Origin of the sequence: Sphingopyxis sp. OAS728 (assembly GCF_014873485.1) — a bacterium.
In the GTDB taxonomy this organism is placed as follows: domain Bacteria; phylum Pseudomonadota; class Alphaproteobacteria; order Sphingomonadales; family Sphingomonadaceae; genus Sphingopyxis.
In genome coordinates, this window is record NZ_JADBDT010000001.1 from 2,279,153 (window position 1) to 2,293,095 (window position 13,943).

The window sequence follows — 13,943 nt, forward strand, 5'->3', positions numbered from 1 at the left end:
AACCCCGCACTTGCGACTTTTATCTCTACCCGACCCCTTCGGTCGTTTCCTCGTCCCGCAGGCGCGCGATGAGAACCAGCATTTTGCGGTGAATGATTCTTATGTCGCGACCAGTGGCGGAACCAAGCGGGTTTCAGGGGGCCGGCTTTGCGCGCACCATATCGGGGTAGAGCCGCTTCAGCGCCGCCAGCTTGGGCGCGTCCCAGCGCAATATATATCCGTTCTTCGGATTGAGCCGCATGAAATCCTGATGATTCGCCTCGGCAGGATAGAAGCGTTTATACGCCTCGATCGGCACGACGATCGGCTTCGCAAAATATTTGCCGCCACCGATCTGCGCCAGATAGGCGGTCGCGACCTGGCGCTGGCTGGCGTCGAGCGGGACGATCGCGGCACGATATTGCGGGCCGCTGTCGGGCCCTTGACGATTTTTGAGCGTCGGATCGGCGATCACTGAAAAGAGGATACGAAGCAAGGTGCCATAACTCACCTGCGACGGATCATAGACGATGCGCACCGCCTCGGCGTGCCCCGACTTGCCGTCGTGGGTCAGCTCGTATTTAGCGGTCGCGGCGCTTCCGCCATGATAGCCCGATTCGACCGAAATCACGCCTTTAACGTTGGAAAAGACGCCTTCGACGCCCCAGAAACAGCCGCCCGCGAGCACGGCGGTGGCGCGTTTCGCGTTGACGGCGGGATCGACGAGCGCAGCGGGCAGCTTGACGACGCTCTCGGCCTGCGCCGGCGTGCATTGCGCAACGATCGCCCCTGCGACCAGCGCCGCGACAGCGCGAAGGGTAAGGCTATGCCGCAGCGGCGTTACGCCGGGATCGGCAACGCGGGCTGATTGAGCACGATGTAGGTTGCGCCAATCGCGAAGCCAGCGAGCATGGTGAGGAACCAGTCGGAGCGGAGCATGGAGAGCATGATAACCTCTTTTTTTCATATTGTCAGTTCGCGGCCTGGACCGCTTTGGTTACACCGACGATATGGAGCGCCCCGACCAGCCGTGCAGTGATGTAAGTCACCCTAGTGGAAATGACTTACTATCCGGTGAACCGGGCGGTTAACCGCCGTTCATGTGCAAATAGGCGCCGCCGCCGCGATTACAAGACCGATCGGTATAAAAATAATCTTGCGCGAGATTATTTTCTTCAGCTGAGCGCGGCGCACGCCTGCTGGATGCGCACGCAGGCTTCCTTGAGCACCGCTTCCGACGTCGCATAGGAAACGCGGAATGCGGGCGACAGGCCGAAGGCACCGCCATGCACCGCCGCGACCTTCGCGCTGTCGAGGAAATAGTCGATCAACGCTTCGTCGCTGTCGATCAGCTTGCCGTCGGGGGTCTTCTTGCCCATGCAGCCCGACGCGTCGGGATAGACATAGAAGGCGCCATCGGGGACGGGGCAGCTCAAGCCCGGCGCGTCGTTGAGCATTGCAACGACCATGTCGCGGCGCTTTTTGAATGCGGCGTTGCGGTCGTCGAGGAACTGCTGCGGCCCGCCGAGCGCAGCGGCGGCGGCGGCCTGCGCGATCGAGCAGGGGTTCGACGTCGATTGCGACTGGAGCTTGCCCATCGCCTTGATCAGCCAGGCGGGACCGCCAGCATAGCCGATGCGCCAGCCGGTCATCGCATAGGCTTTCGAACAGCCGTTCACCGTCAGGATGCGGTCGATCAAATCGGGACAGCGCTGCGCCAGCGTCGTGAAGGCGAAATCGGCGTACCAGACATGCTCATACATATCGTCGGTCATCACCATCACATGCGGGTGGCGGCGGATGACTTCGCCCAGCGCGTCGAGCTCGTCGCCCGAATAAGCGGCGCCCGACGGGTTCGACGGCGAGTTGAACATCACCCAGCGCGTCTTCGGCGTGATCGCTGCGTCGAGCTGCGCCGGCGTGATCTTGTAATTCTGCGCCGCACCGCCTTCGATGATCACCGGCGTGCCGCCCGCAAAGGCTACGATGTCAGGATAGCTCACCCAATAGGGCGCGGGAATGATCACCTCGTCGCCCTTGTCGACCGTCGCGACGAGCGCGTTGAACAAGGTGTGCTTGCCGCCGACATTGACCGTGACCTGGTCGAGCCCGAATTCGAGGCCATTATCGCGGCGGAACTTGCCGCGGATCGCTTCCTTCAGCGCCACCGTGCCGTCGACGAGCGTATATTTGGTCTGGCCGTTGCGGATCGCCTCGATCGCCGCTTCCTTGACGAAATCGGGCGTATCGAAATCGGGCTCGCCGGCGCTCAGGCCGATCACGTCAACGCCCGATGCTTTCAATGCCGACACGCGCGCGGTCATCGCGAGCGTAGCCGACGGCTGGATGCGGTTGAGGGCGGCGGAGACATGGGGCTTCAGCGACATGACGATATCTTCCGTGGCTTGCGCGGTCGGGGCTGCCAAAGGACAGGAAATTGCGCGCGGCCGCGCCTAAAGCGTCTAACCGATATTCGCAAGCGCAGCGCTTGATAATTTACCTATGCGGCGGGCAGGCCAGCCTATCGACTATGCCGCAGCGTCGGCCAGTCGCGCCGGAATCAGACCGCGCAGCGAATTACCGATGAAAAATCCGCTCTCCAGATCGGCAAGCCGCAAGTGCGATTCGACCGCGCGCCCTTTCTCGATCAGCTCGGCGCGCAGTACCCCGGGGAGCAGACCCAGCGCCAATGGAGGCGTGAGCAATTGCCCGCCGCGCTCGACGAAGACATTGCTCCAGCTGCCCTCGGTGACGAAACCCGGTTCGTCGACGAACACGACCTCGGCCGCGCCGCTTTCGTGCCGCGCAGCGTCATAGGCGGCGCGCAGGCTGGTCTTGTGCGTCAGGCGAAAATCGTCGGCGGCCATCGGAGCGGGGCGTACCGCGACCGGAACCGGCAGTTCGGCGATCCGCGGTAAAGGTGATACTTCGACCGCGAGCGCGCCCGACGGCGCGAGCCGCATCCGCACGCGCGCGGCGCTGCGCAGGCGGAAGGTCGCCGACTGCAGGCTGTTGCGCGCGCCATGGCGGTCGAAGGTAAAACCCAGCGCCTGCGCGCTCGCCTTCATCCGCGCCAGATGCCCCTCGAGCCGCTGGACGCCTTCGACTGGGTCGAAGTACATCGTTTCGATGAGGTCGAAGCTTTCCCCCGCTGCGCCCACAAATTCCCCCTTGGCCAGACATTCGCGCCATTCTTCAGCCGGTTCGCTGTCGGCGACAATTCCCGATCCCAATCCCAGCGTGGCGCAAGGCGGACCGTCCCGCAAGGCGCTTTGCGGTAACATCCCGGGAAAGACGAGCGTCCGGATCGCGACATTGAACGCCGCATCGCCCCCCGGCTCGATGAAACCGATCGAGCCGGTGTAGAGCCCGCGCGCGCCCTCCTCCAGCGCGTCGATAATCTCCATCGCGCGCACCTTGGGGGCGCCGGTGATCGATCCGCATGGAAAGGCGGCGCGCAACACGTCGACCGCGTCCGCGCCGTCGGGCAGGCGTGCACTGACATCGGAGACGAGCTGGTGGATCGTCGGGAAGCTTTCGACGCGAAACAGGTCGGGCACCGCGACCGATCCCGGCACCGCGACGCGCGAAAGATCATTGCGGATCAGGTCGACGATCATCAGATTTTCGGCGCGCTGCTTCGGATCTTCGGCCAGTTCGCGCGCTGCCGTCGCATCGGCGTCGGGATCGGAAAGCCGCGCCGCGGTCCCCTTCATCGGGCGCGCCATCACCTGGCCCTGGCGCAGCGCAAAGAAGAGCTCGGGCGAGTGCGACACGATCGCCTGTTCGCCGGTCCAGATCACCCCGCCATAGCCCGCGCGCGAAGTACGCCGCAGCCGCGCATGAACCGCGAGCGGATTGCCGAGCACGGGCACATCGGCGCGAAAGGTGAAGTTTGCCTGATAGATGTCGCCCGCGCGGATGAGGTCGAGCACCGCCTCGACCGCTGCAAGATAGTCGGCGCGCGCGACGCGGGGTGCAACCTTGCCGACCCATGCCGACGCCGGGTCGGGGAGCAGGTCCGCGACCTTGTCGGCATCGATCCGACGGACCTTGGGAAACAGCCCGAACCAGCCGAGCGGAGCCGCGCCCGCTTCGGCGTCAACCGCACCGCGCCACGCCGGCGCCAGCGCCTTGCCCGCCTCATAGGTCAGATAGCCCGCGGCATGGAGCCCCCGGCCCTGCGCCGTTTCCAGCGCCGACAGCAGCGCCGGGACCTCCGCCGCAGAATGCGCCGTGAGCACCTCGACGGGATCGACGAACAATCGCGCCGCCGCCGCCGCGCCTTCGGCGCGCGCATCGTCGAGCAGCACGAAGGGCGGGCAGTCCGGGCCCGGAACGGGAATCGCGTCGCCGCCCGTCATCGCCTTGGCGCCATCGCTATTTCGCTGGGTTCGATCGCGCGCCGGCCGCGATCAGCGGTCGCGCTTCATGCGGATCGAGCGACCGCCGTCGACGGAGGCAAAATAGCTGCCCATCGTCGCGACCTTGATCTTGACCTTTTGCCCCGCCTTCGGCTGGCGCGGCAGCCTTGTAGTGTCGATCTGCACCCACACCGCGTCATCTTCCATCACCAGCGTATATTTGCCCGAACGGTCGATGCTCGCCGAGCGGATCGTCGTTTCGATTTCCTTGACCTCATCCTCGTCGCCGCCAAAAATTCCGCCGAGCTTGGGGAAGTTGAAACCGAACAGCCCGCGCCGCGCCTTTTTGGCGGTTTCACGGTCGGTGAAGGTAATTTCGCGCGCCTGGTCGGCGGTCGACAGCTCGCCGACCTCGCGGTCGAAACAGGCAAGGCGCGCGGCCGGATCGGCAATGTCGCGGCAGGCGTAGAGTTCCTGAATCTGCGCGGGACGTGCGGCCGGCAGCTTGTCCTTGGCGGCGGCCGGCGCGGTGGCGGCGCAGGCGAGAAGGACGAGCGACGCGGCGACGCGCGATGACAGCTGCAACATGGCAAAACCCCTGACGGTGACGATATGCGCTGCCTAGCGGTCCGGGCTGCACGCCGCAAGCGAGCGCGGTTGCAAATCACCGCTTGCTGACCCTAGTGTAAGGAACCCCACATTCGAAAAGGATTCCAACCCCCGATGGACAGCCGCTTTTCCTGGTCGACCGATTATCGCCACCCCACGGCATGGGACCAGGAGTTTGCGCCGCTGTCGTTGCCCGACATGCTTGCCGCCAGCGTCGCGCGGCGCGGCGATGCCCCGATGCTCGATTTCCTCGGCCGCCAGTTCGGCTATGCCGAGGTCGCGCGGGGCGCTGCGCGCGTCGCGAGGGGTCTACAACAACGCGGTATCGGCAAGGGCAGCCGCGTCGGCCTCTTCCTTCCCAACGTCCCCCATTATGTCGCGGCCTATTATGGTGCGCTCGCCGCGGGGGCGACGGTGGTCAATTTCTCGCCCCTCTATACCGTCACCGAACTGGAAGCGCAGGTCGAAGATTCGGGGACCGACACGCTGTTCACCATCAGTGCCGCGGCGCTGCTGCCTACCGCGCTCCAGGTGCTCGATGGGTCGAGCCTGAAGCAACTCGTCGTCGGGTCGGTCGCGGGCGGACTGCCCGCCGCCAAGTCGGTGCTCTACCGCCTGTTCAAGCGCAGCGAGGTTGCGGCATTGCCTGACGATCCGCGCATCATCCGCTTCTCGGCGCTCACCGACAATGACGGCCAGCCCGATCCGGTCGCGATCGACGCCGAAAAGGATATCGCGCTGATCCAGTACACCGGCGGCACGACGGGCACACCGAAGGGCGCGAAGCTGACGCACCAAAACCTCACCGCCAATGCGCGGCAGGTGAATGCGATCGACCCCGACCATGACGCGGCCGACCGCATCCTGGGCGTGCTCCCCTTCTTCCATGTCTTCGCGAACACCTGCGTGCTCAACCGCACGATCCTCAACGGCGGCACGATCACGATGCTGCCGCGTTTCGACGCGAAGCAGGCACTCGAGGCGATCACGCGGACAAAGACCACGGCGCTGCCCGGCGTGCCGACGATGTATCAGGCGCTGCTCGATCATCCCGACCTCGCGAAGACCGACTTCTCTTCGCTGCGCATCTGCATTTCGGGCGGCGCGCCGATGCCCGGCGAGCTGCGCGAGAAATTCGTCGCCGCGACCGGCGCGTCGCTCGTCGAAGGCTATGGCCTCACCGAAAGCTCGGGAGTCGTCGCGACCAACCCTTATGAAGGCCCGGTCCAGCCGGGCACCATCGGCCAGCCGCTTCCCGCGACGCACATCCGGCTGCTCGACAAGGAAGACCCGTCGAAGGACGCCCCCGACGGCGAGCCCGGCGAGCTCGCGGTCAGGGGGCCGCAGATCATGCAGGGCTATTGGAACCGGGCCGAAGCGGACAAGGACAGCTTCACCGTCGACGGCTGGCTGCGCACCGGCGACGTCGCAGTGGTCGAGGCGGACGGTTATATCCGCATCGTCGACCGGCTGAAGGACATGATCGCGGTCGGCGGCTTCAAAGTGTATCCGAGCGTGATCGAGGCGCATCTCTATGAACATCCGGCGGTGAAGGAGGCGATCGTCCTCGGCGTTCCCGACGCCTATCGCGGCGAGGCGCCCAAGGCATTCGTCACGCTCGAGGACGGGTTCCAGGTGAGCGGCGAGGCGCTGGCCGAGTGGCTCAACCCCCAGCTCGGCAAGCATGAGCGCGTGAAGGCGGTCGAGGTGCGGCTGAACCTGCCCAAGACGATGATCGGCAAGCTCGACCGCAAGGCTCTGCGCGCTGAGGAAGAAGCGACCGCCAAAGCCTAACTTGCTTTATAGCAAAGGCAGCGGCATCGGCCGACCATGCTTTCCCGGTTGGGGAGAAAAGGCATGGAAGAGAGTCGCGAATTTCTGACGCTGCGCCGCGCCGAAGCGCAAGCCGCTGCCGCCTGTGCCATGTCCGAGGACGAACGCACGCTTCACCGCGAACTCGCGGACTATTATGCCCAGCGGCTCGCGCAGATGGCGAACCCTGGCTCGGCGAAAGGTGGCGCTACGCCCAATTTCTGACATGGCAGACACCTATCCCCCACGCAGCTATTATTTCCACGTTCGCAACGACCACGGCCTGATCCGCGACGAAGAGGGCCAGATGGTGTCGCCCGACAAGAGCATCCGCCAGATCGCCATCGAAGGCGCGCGGTCGGTGATGGCCGCCGATGTGCTCGAAGGCTTTCTGGACCTGTCGGGGCAGATCGAGGTTGCCGACGACCGGCACGCAACGATCCTGACCGTCCGCTTCGACGAAGCCATATTGATGAAATGACGCCGCCCCCGGCCCTCAAGCCTGTACGTCGACGGGATCCTGGGTCAGATTGGGGTGCAGATAGCGATCGTTGAAATCGCCCAATTCCTCCAAAGCCGACCAATCGAGAATGCACATCGTGCGCTTGTCGCGCCTGATCAATTGCTGGCGTTCGAGATCGCGTAGCGTGCGGTTGACGTGGATCGGGGTCAATCCCACCGCGTCGGCGAGCTGCTCCTGCGTCAGCGGCATCTTGTAGCAATGATCCTTCGCCATGCCCGCAAAGGCGAGCCGCACCGCCAATTCGCAAAGCAGGTGCGCGATGCGCGACGCGGCGTCGCGGCGGCCGACGTTGACGATCCATTCGCGAAAAATCGCCGCGTCGATCAATGTGTCGCGCCACAAGGCGCGCCCGACAGCCGGGCGCTGCGCGATCAGCATCTCGATGGCGGTCACCGGGATCAGCGCGACATGCGCCTTGGTCAGCGTCTGGACGCTGTGATCGGCGATATCGAGAAGCGAATTTTGCAAATCCACAAAATCGCCCGGAATCTGGATCGAGACGATCTGGCGATTGCCGCCGTTGGTGACCTTGTGCCGGATCGCGATCCCTTCCAGCAACACGCAGCAATACTCGATCCGGTCATCCTCGCGCACGATATAGCCGCCAAGATCGAGCCATTTCAGGCGATGCGGCAAGGCGAGGAACGCGTCGACGTCATCCTGCGACAAACGTTCGAGCCGCTTCAGCTTTTCGGCGGCAGGGTAAAAGATCGACGATGACGACAAAAAAAGCTCCCTTCGAACGGCGGGAGCATTGCGCATCTCTCAGTCGTCGAAAACCGCGGACAGGTCCAACGATCGGCGAGATATAGCAGAAATTACGCCCCTGCGCATCCTATACACGCGGCGCGCGACGCTGGCTTAACTTCGGCCACGCATTGAAAACTTAACTTAGATTTATCTGCGACCGATTTTGCGGCCGACGGAATTTATCGCGGCCCCCACATAGACGTGGGCGGCGTCGGCAACGGAATTGCAATGTGATGTTGTAACCTTTGTCATGATATGCCATATCCCGGTTCGCAATTGCACCAACGGAGAATCGGGTGACCCAAGTCGCCAGCCATGCCCCTGTTCTGACGCGTCTCGGCGCGCTGGTCCGGGCTGCGCGCGATTCGCGTCCGTTGACCTCGCTCAGCGGCGACCAGCTCGCGATGGGCCTGTCGGGACTCTGCCTCGTCCACTGCCTTGCGACGACGATTTTCTTTGCCTCGATCGCCTCGGTTGGCGGCGTGTTCCTCGAAAACCACCTGTTCCACGAGATTGGGCTGATCGTTGCGATCGGCTTTGCGCTGATCACGCTCGTCTCAGGCGTCCTCAGCCATGGCTATATGATGCCCTTCGCGGTCGGCAGTTTCGGCCTCGGCATGATGGCCGGCGCGCTGTCGCGGCCGCACGACGGCAGCGAAGTGATCGCGACGATGATCGGCGTCGCGGTCGTCGCGCTGGGCCACGACCTCAACCGCCGCGCGCGGCACTGATCCCACCGCATCGGAGATGTCCGCAACTTGCGGGCGCTTCGCAAACAGCCTACATTGGGTGCTAGTTAGCGCGGAATTATCCGCGCCCGAGGAAACGCCAATGGGCAAGCATGATCATCCGCACGTCGAGGCCAGCGGTGCCTCGCTCGCCAAGGCGGCGCAAACCGCGCTCGAAGGCGCGGGCGAAGCGTGGACCGACATGCGCGCCGAGATTTTCGACGCGGTCGCCGAAATCGGCAAGCCCGCCAGCGCCTATGAAATCGCCGACATCGTCTCGCAGAAGCGCGGCAAGCGCGTCGCGCCGAACAGCGTGTACCGCATCCTCGACCTGTTCGTTGCGAACAACCTCGTCCGCCGCGTCGAGAGCGCCAACGCCTTTGTCGCGAACAGCCATCCCGGCTGTCTCCACGACTGCATTTTCCTGATCTGCGACAGCTGCGGCACCGCTGTGCATGTCGATAACGACAAGATTTCGGGCGGCGTGCGTGCCGCCGCCGAAGCGACGGGCTTCGCCGCCGAGCGCCCGGTGATCGAGGTGCGCGGCAAATGCGCCGAGTGCCAATAAGGTGAGCCGCCGCGCTCCACCGGACACGTAGGACGTGATCGGGGGGCTTCAGCACTGGATCGAAGAACAGCGGGCGCGGCCGTCCGCGCCGACGCGTGCGTGGGCGTGGACGCTAGCGCTCGGCATCGCGACATTGCTCTTCGGCCTCTACCTGGGTCAGGTCTTCCCGCAAACGGGGCATGACATCGCGCCCGGCTATGGCGCGCCCGTCCTCGCCTTCGAGTTCGCCGGCGGGCAGGCCGACCTCGAAGCGATTTTCGGCTTTTACACCGACCCCGAACAGGTGACGCGCCTCGCCGCGATGCGAACGGGCAACGAGCGCGACTACCTCTACATGCTGCTCTACGCGGGCTTCCTCGCCAGCGGTTGCCTTGCGCTCTGGCGCGAACTTCGCCTCCGCGCGCTGCTCGCCGCCGCCGTATTGCCGATCGCCGCCGCGCTTTGCGACGCGTGGGAGAATACCCTGCTCTTCGACATCCAGGCCGCTTTCACGCTCGGCGACTATTCGCCCGCAATGGCCAGCCTGCCCTATCCCGTCGCCGCCAAATTCCTGCTGCTGGCAGCGACCAATGTCATGATCGGCGCAGCGGCGACGCAGATGAACCGGTGGTGGGCGCTGTTCGGTACCATCGCGATCCTCGCCGCGATCCCGACGGTCATGGCGATCATCACTCCCGCGGCCTTCGCCTGGGCGCTGATCCCGTCGGCCGCCGGCGGTTGGCTCCTGCTCCTTACTCTTGCTGCGGCGGGCAGTTGGCGAGCTCTCTTCCACAAGCGGCCGCTCGTTGATCTCGGTGACACGGCTACCGTATCCGATCGGCTGCAACCCGCCCTGCCGTCCCAACGTGTCTTCGGCCGCCGCCGCACCTGACCCCTTGTCCATCCCGGCCGTGCAGGTCTAGGGAAGCCGCGAATCCCCAAAAAGGGCGAAAGGCTGCACATGAACACCGTGATCATCCGCGAAGACGACCTCATCGAAACGATCGCCGACGCGCTCCAGTACATCAGCTATTTCCATCCGATGGACTATATCCGCGCATTGGGCGCCGCGTACGAACGCGAAGTCTCGCCCGCCGCGAAGGACGCGATGGCGCAGATCCTCTCGAACAGCCGCATGTGCGCCGAAGGGCACCGCCCGATCTGTCAGGATACGGGCATCGTCACCGTCTTCATCAAATGGGGCATGGACTGCCGCCTCGACAGCCCGCGCAGCCTGCAACAGGTCGTCGACGAGGGCGTGCGCAAGGCCTATCTCCACCCCGAGAACAAGCTGCGCGCCTCGATCCTTGCCGACCCCGCGTTCAGCCGCGTCAACACCAAGGACAACACCCCCTCGGTCCTCAATGTCGAAATGGTCCCCGGCGCCAAGGTCGTGATCGACGTCGCGGCGAAGGGCGGCGGCAGCGAGAATAAGTCGAAGTTCAAGATGATGAACCCGTCGGATTCGATCGTCGACTGGGTGCTCGAAATGGTACCGCAGATGGGCGCCGGCTGGTGCCCGCCGGGCATGCTCGGCATCGGCATCGGCGGCACCGCCGAAAAGGCGATGCTGCTGGCGAAACAGTCGCTGATGGACCCGATCGACATGACCGAACTGCTCGCGCGCGGTCCGTCGAACCCGACCGAGGAGCTGCGTATCGAGCTCTATGAAAAGGTCAATGCGCTCGGCATCGGCGCGCAGGGATTGGGCGGCCTCGCGACCGTGCTCGACGTCAAGATCAATGACTGGCCGACGCACGCCGCGTCGAAACCCGTCGCGATGATCCCGAACTGCGCCGCGACGCGCCACGCGCATGTGACGCTCGACGGCAGCGGCCCGGCCTTCCTCGAGCCGCCGGTGCTTGCCGACTATCCGCAGATCGACTGGGCGCCCGACAAAGCGGCGATCCGCGTCGACCTCGACAATCTGACCCCCGAAGTCGTCGCCAGCTGGAAACAGGGCGACCGCCTGCTCCTCAACGGCAAGATGCTGACCGGCCGCGACGCCGCGCACAAGCGCATCGCCGACATGCTGGCGAAGGGCGAAGATCTGCCCGTCGAGTTCAAGGGCCGCGTCATCTATTATGTCGGCCCGGTCGATCCGGTGGGAGAAGAAATCGTCGGCCCCGCCGGCCCGACGACCGCGACGCGCATGGACAAGTTCATGGACATGATGCTCGATCAGGGCCTGCTCGCCTGTGTCGGCAAGGCCGAACGCGGCCCCGCGGCGACGCAGGCGATCGCCAAGCACAAGAGCGCCTATCTGATGGCGGTCGGCGGCGCCGCCTATCTCGTCGCGCGCGCGATCAAGGGCAGCAAGGTCGTCGGTTTCGCCGACCTCGGCATGGAAGCGATCTACGAATTCGAGGTCAGCGATTTCCCCGTCACGGTCGCGGTCGACAGCGACGGCCAGAATGTCCACGTCAACGCGCCGAAGCTGTGGCAGAAGCGGATCGCCGACGAGGGATTGCTCGAAAAGGCATAAGCATCGGGGGGGAGCGAAACGATGTCGAACCAGGAACCCGTCGACCTCTACGCTCCCCACTCGCCCGAGCAGATTGCGCGCACGCTCAAGCGGATCATGGACGACCCGATGCCGGGCGCGAAGGCGCGCGTGTTCGGCAAGGGCAGCGAGCGCGATATGAAGCTGCTCTACCGCCGGCGCAATTCGCGCACCAATATGGAGCCGGTGCTCGACGCGGTGATGGAATCGTACAAAGGCGGCACGCGCATCACCGGTACTTTCGGCACCCCGCCCGGCGCGCGCTATTTCCCCTATATCTGGGTCGGCTTTCTGTCGCTGTTCGTGATCGGCGGCGTCGCCGCTTATCTCTACATCCCCGGCGCCGGACTGTTCGCGACGATCTTTGCGGGCATTCCGCTTCTGATGATCTTCGCGGGCCTCGCCGCCTTCCGCGCCCAGCCCGACCCGGCGAGCGACAAAGCCAAAATCCTCGCCTTCCTTGCCGAGGAAATCGACGCGCGCCCGGTCACGTAACGGCGGGGTAACAGTAAGTCCCCGGCACGCCCTTGCGTTTCGCAGCCGATCCGGCACATTGCTTCGCATGCGAAGCAGCAGGGGACTTATGATGGATTTCCGTGAGCTTAACCGACTGAATCGCCGCGACATGCTGCGCGGCACCGCGATGCTGGGCGCCGGCGCGGCGTTCATGCAGCCGCTGCCGCTGTGGGCGCAGTCGGGAAGCATGGCGGATATCCGCAAGGCGGCCGAAGAGGGCAAGGACGCGTCGATCAAGCGCATCCGCGATTGGATCGCGCTCCCCTCGATCGCCGCCGAGAACCGCAGCATGGCAGAGGGCGCCGCCTATATGGCCGAACTCGCCAAGGACGCGGGATTCACCAATGTCGAAATCGTGCCGACCGACGGCCATCCCGGCGTGTTCGGGACGATCGATGTCGGCGCCAAACGCACGCTCGGCATCTATTTCATGTACGACGTAAAACAGTTCGACCCCGCCGAATGGTCGTCGCCGCCGCTCGAGGGGAAGATGGTCGAGCGCCCCGGTTTCGGGCAGGCGATCATGGGTCGCGGCGCGGTGAACCAGAAGGGCCCCGAGGCGACCTTCCTCGCCGCGCTCCACGCGATCCGTGCCGCGGGCCGCAAGCTGCCGGTCAACATCGTGCTCGTGTGCGAGGGCGAGGAGGAAATCGGCTCGCCGCATTTCCGCCAGATCGCGACCAAGCCGAACATCCTCGCAGCGCTCAAGAAATGCGAAGGCATTTTCATCCCCTTCGCTTCGCAGGGCAAGACCGGCAATGTCACGGTCAACCTGGGGTCGAAGGGGATCATCGAACTCGAACTGATTGCGAGCGGCGAGAAATGGGGTCGCGGGCCGAAGGGCGACGTTCACTCCAGCCTGAAAGCGATGGTCGATTCGCCCGCCTGGCGGCTGGTGCAGGCGCTCCAGACGCTCGTCACTCCGGACGGCAATAAGCCCGCGATCGAGGGCTGGTTCGAAAATGTCCGCCCGCTCACCGACCGCGAAAAGACACTGATCCGCGAAGCCGCGAAGGCGGGCGACGAGGCGCAACAAAAGGCGGCGCTCGGTGTCACCCATTGGATCGACAATCTTTCCTACCCCGATGCACTCACCCGCCTCGCACAGGAACCGACGGTAAATATCGAGGGGCTCGTCGCAGGCTATACCGGCCCCGGCGGCAAGACGGTTCTGCCGGGCAAGGCGGTCGCCAAGCTCGACCTGCGCCTCGTCCCCAACCAGACGCGCGCCGAGGCCGAGAAGAAGCTCCGCGCACATCTCGACAAGCATGGCTTCACGGACGTCGAGGTGAATGTGTCGGGCGGCTACGACCCCACCGAGGTCGCCGAGGACAGCCGCCTCGTCCGCTCGGAACTGGCGACCTACAAGAAGCTCGGCGTCGCGACGAGCATCAACCCGCGGATGGCTGGGAGCTGGCCGGGCTCGACCTTCACCGCGCCGCCGGTGTCGATCCCCGCAGCGCATTACGGCATCGGTCACGGGTCGGGCGCGCACGCCCCCGACGAATATTATCTGATCGATTCGACCAATCCCAAGGTCGCGGGGCTCGTCGATGCGACTATGGGTTTTGCCGAGTTCCTCTATGTGCTGGCGGCGATCAAATAGGGAGGA

General features: G+C 64.7%; 14 protein-coding genes. 9 read left to right on the forward strand and 5 right to left on the reverse strand.

Translation table 11 applies throughout. The features are described 5' to 3' along the window. Positions 1-133: 133 nt before the first annotated feature. The 4 genes from msrA to GGC65_RS10670 form a co-directional block, all read right to left on the reverse strand. Positions 134-946: a peptide-methionine (S)-S-oxide reductase MsrA gene (gene msrA, locus GGC65_RS10655; RefSeq protein WP_192647137.1), complete on the reverse strand. Its 813-nt coding sequence runs from the start codon at positions 944-946 to the stop codon at positions 134-136. Positions 947-1,154: 208 nt separating this feature from the next. Then, entirely contained in the window at positions 1,155-2,366 is a 1,212-nt protein-coding gene (locus GGC65_RS10660) for a pyridoxal phosphate-dependent aminotransferase (protein ID WP_192647138.1), read from the reverse strand. A 141-nt stretch (positions 2,367-2,507) separates the two neighbouring features. Further along, the gene (gene pabB / locus GGC65_RS10665) at positions 2,508-4,343 is read right to left on the reverse strand and encodes an aminodeoxychorismate synthase component I (RefSeq protein ID WP_192647139.1); all 1,836 of its coding nucleotides are present in this window, start codon (positions 4,341-4,343) and stop codon (positions 2,508-2,510) included. Positions 4,344-4,394: 51 nt separating this feature from the next. After that, on the reverse strand, positions 4,395-4,931 hold the full coding sequence (locus tag GGC65_RS10670) for a hypothetical protein (protein WP_192647140.1): 537 nt from the start codon (positions 4,929-4,931) through the stop codon (positions 4,395-4,397). A gap of 135 nt (positions 4,932-5,066) precedes the next feature. Here GGC65_RS10670 and GGC65_RS10675 point away from each other — a divergent pair, with 135 nt between their 5' ends. The 3 genes from GGC65_RS10675 (at position 5,067) to GGC65_RS10685 (ending at position 7,245) form a co-directional block, all read left to right on the forward strand. Next, positions 5,067-6,746, forward strand: coding sequence for an AMP-binding protein (locus tag GGC65_RS10675; RefSeq protein WP_192647141.1), 1,680 nt, complete (start codon positions 5,067-5,069; stop codon positions 6,744-6,746). 63 nt (positions 6,747-6,809) lie between these two features. Further along, positions 6,810-6,989 (forward strand): hypothetical protein, encoded by a 180-nt coding sequence (locus GGC65_RS10680; RefSeq protein ID WP_192647142.1) that lies wholly within the window; start codon positions 6,810-6,812, stop codon positions 6,987-6,989. 1 nt (position 6,990) lies between these two features. Continuing rightward, positions 6,991-7,245, forward strand: a complete 255-nt coding sequence (locus tag GGC65_RS10685; protein WP_192647143.1) for a DUF6894 family protein — start codon at positions 6,991-6,993, stop codon at positions 7,243-7,245. A 15-nt stretch (positions 7,246-7,260) separates the two neighbouring features. Here the strand turns inward: GGC65_RS10685 and GGC65_RS10690 are convergent, their stop codons facing one another. After that, positions 7,261-8,013 (reverse strand): Crp/Fnr family transcriptional regulator, encoded by a 753-nt coding sequence (locus GGC65_RS10690; RefSeq protein WP_225940770.1) that lies wholly within the window; start codon positions 8,011-8,013, stop codon positions 7,261-7,263. Between the two features lie 320 nt (positions 8,014-8,333). Here GGC65_RS10690 and GGC65_RS10695 point away from each other — a divergent pair, with 320 nt between their 5' ends. From GGC65_RS10695 to GGC65_RS10720, 6 genes are all read left to right on the forward strand, one after another. Then, entirely contained in the window at positions 8,334-8,768 is a 435-nt protein-coding gene (locus GGC65_RS10695; RefSeq protein WP_192647145.1) for a MerC domain-containing protein, read from the forward strand. Between the two features lie 100 nt (positions 8,769-8,868). Beyond that, complete coding sequence (locus GGC65_RS10700; RefSeq protein WP_093510597.1) at positions 8,869-9,333, forward strand: Fur family transcriptional regulator; 465 nt, start codon at positions 8,869-8,871, stop codon at positions 9,331-9,333. A gap of 34 nt (positions 9,334-9,367) precedes the next feature. Then, positions 9,368-10,204 (forward strand): hypothetical protein, encoded by an 837-nt coding sequence (locus GGC65_RS10705; RefSeq protein ID WP_192647146.1) that lies wholly within the window; start codon positions 9,368-9,370, stop codon positions 10,202-10,204. A 69-nt stretch (positions 10,205-10,273) separates the two neighbouring features. After that, positions 10,274-11,797: a fumarate hydratase gene (locus GGC65_RS10710; RefSeq protein WP_192647147.1), complete on the forward strand. Its 1,524-nt coding sequence runs from the start codon at positions 10,274-10,276 to the stop codon at positions 11,795-11,797. Between the two features lie 21 nt (positions 11,798-11,818). Next, positions 11,819-12,310 carry a hypothetical protein gene (locus tag GGC65_RS10715; protein ID WP_192647148.1) on the forward strand — a complete coding sequence of 164 codons (492 nt, stop codon included), beginning with the start codon at positions 11,819-11,821 and terminating at the stop codon, positions 12,308-12,310. Between the two features lie 88 nt (positions 12,311-12,398). Then, positions 12,399-13,937 carry a M20/M25/M40 family metallo-hydrolase gene (locus GGC65_RS10720; protein ID WP_413052725.1) on the forward strand — a complete coding sequence of 513 codons (1,539 nt, stop codon included), beginning with the start codon at positions 12,399-12,401 and terminating at the stop codon, positions 13,935-13,937. The last annotated feature ends 6 nt before the right edge of the window (positions 13,938-13,943 follow it).

Coding starts and splice junctions, on each gene's coding strand:
- msrA (WP_192647137.1), bottom strand. CDS start 946: ATGAAAAAAAGAGGTTATCATGCTCTCCATGCTCCGCTCCGACTGGTT.
- GGC65_RS10660 (WP_192647138.1), bottom strand. CDS start 2,366: ATGTCGCTGAAGCCCCATGTCTCCGCCGCCCTCAACCGCATCCAGCCG.
- pabB (WP_192647139.1), bottom strand. CDS start 4,343: ATGACGGGCGGCGACGCGATTCCCGTTCCGGGCCCGGACTGCCCGCCC.
- GGC65_RS10670 (WP_192647140.1), bottom strand. CDS start 4,931: ATGTTGCAGCTGTCATCGCGCGTCGCCGCGTCGCTCGTCCTTCTCGCC.
- GGC65_RS10675 (WP_192647141.1), top strand. CDS start 5,067: ATGGACAGCCGCTTTTCCTGGTCGACCGATTATCGCCACCCCACGGCA.
- GGC65_RS10680 (WP_192647142.1), top strand. CDS start 6,810: ATGGAAGAGAGTCGCGAATTTCTGACGCTGCGCCGCGCCGAAGCGCAA.
- GGC65_RS10685 (WP_192647143.1), top strand. CDS start 6,991: ATGGCAGACACCTATCCCCCACGCAGCTATTATTTCCACGTTCGCAAC.
- GGC65_RS10700 (WP_093510597.1), top strand. CDS start 8,869: ATGGGCAAGCATGATCATCCGCACGTCGAGGCCAGCGGTGCCTCGCTC.
- GGC65_RS10710 (WP_192647147.1), top strand. CDS start 10,274: ATGAACACCGTGATCATCCGCGAAGACGACCTCATCGAAACGATCGCC.
- GGC65_RS10715 (WP_192647148.1), top strand. CDS start 11,819: ATGTCGAACCAGGAACCCGTCGACCTCTACGCTCCCCACTCGCCCGAG.
- GGC65_RS10720 (WP_413052725.1), top strand. CDS start 12,399: ATGATGGATTTCCGTGAGCTTAACCGACTGAATCGCCGCGACATGCTG.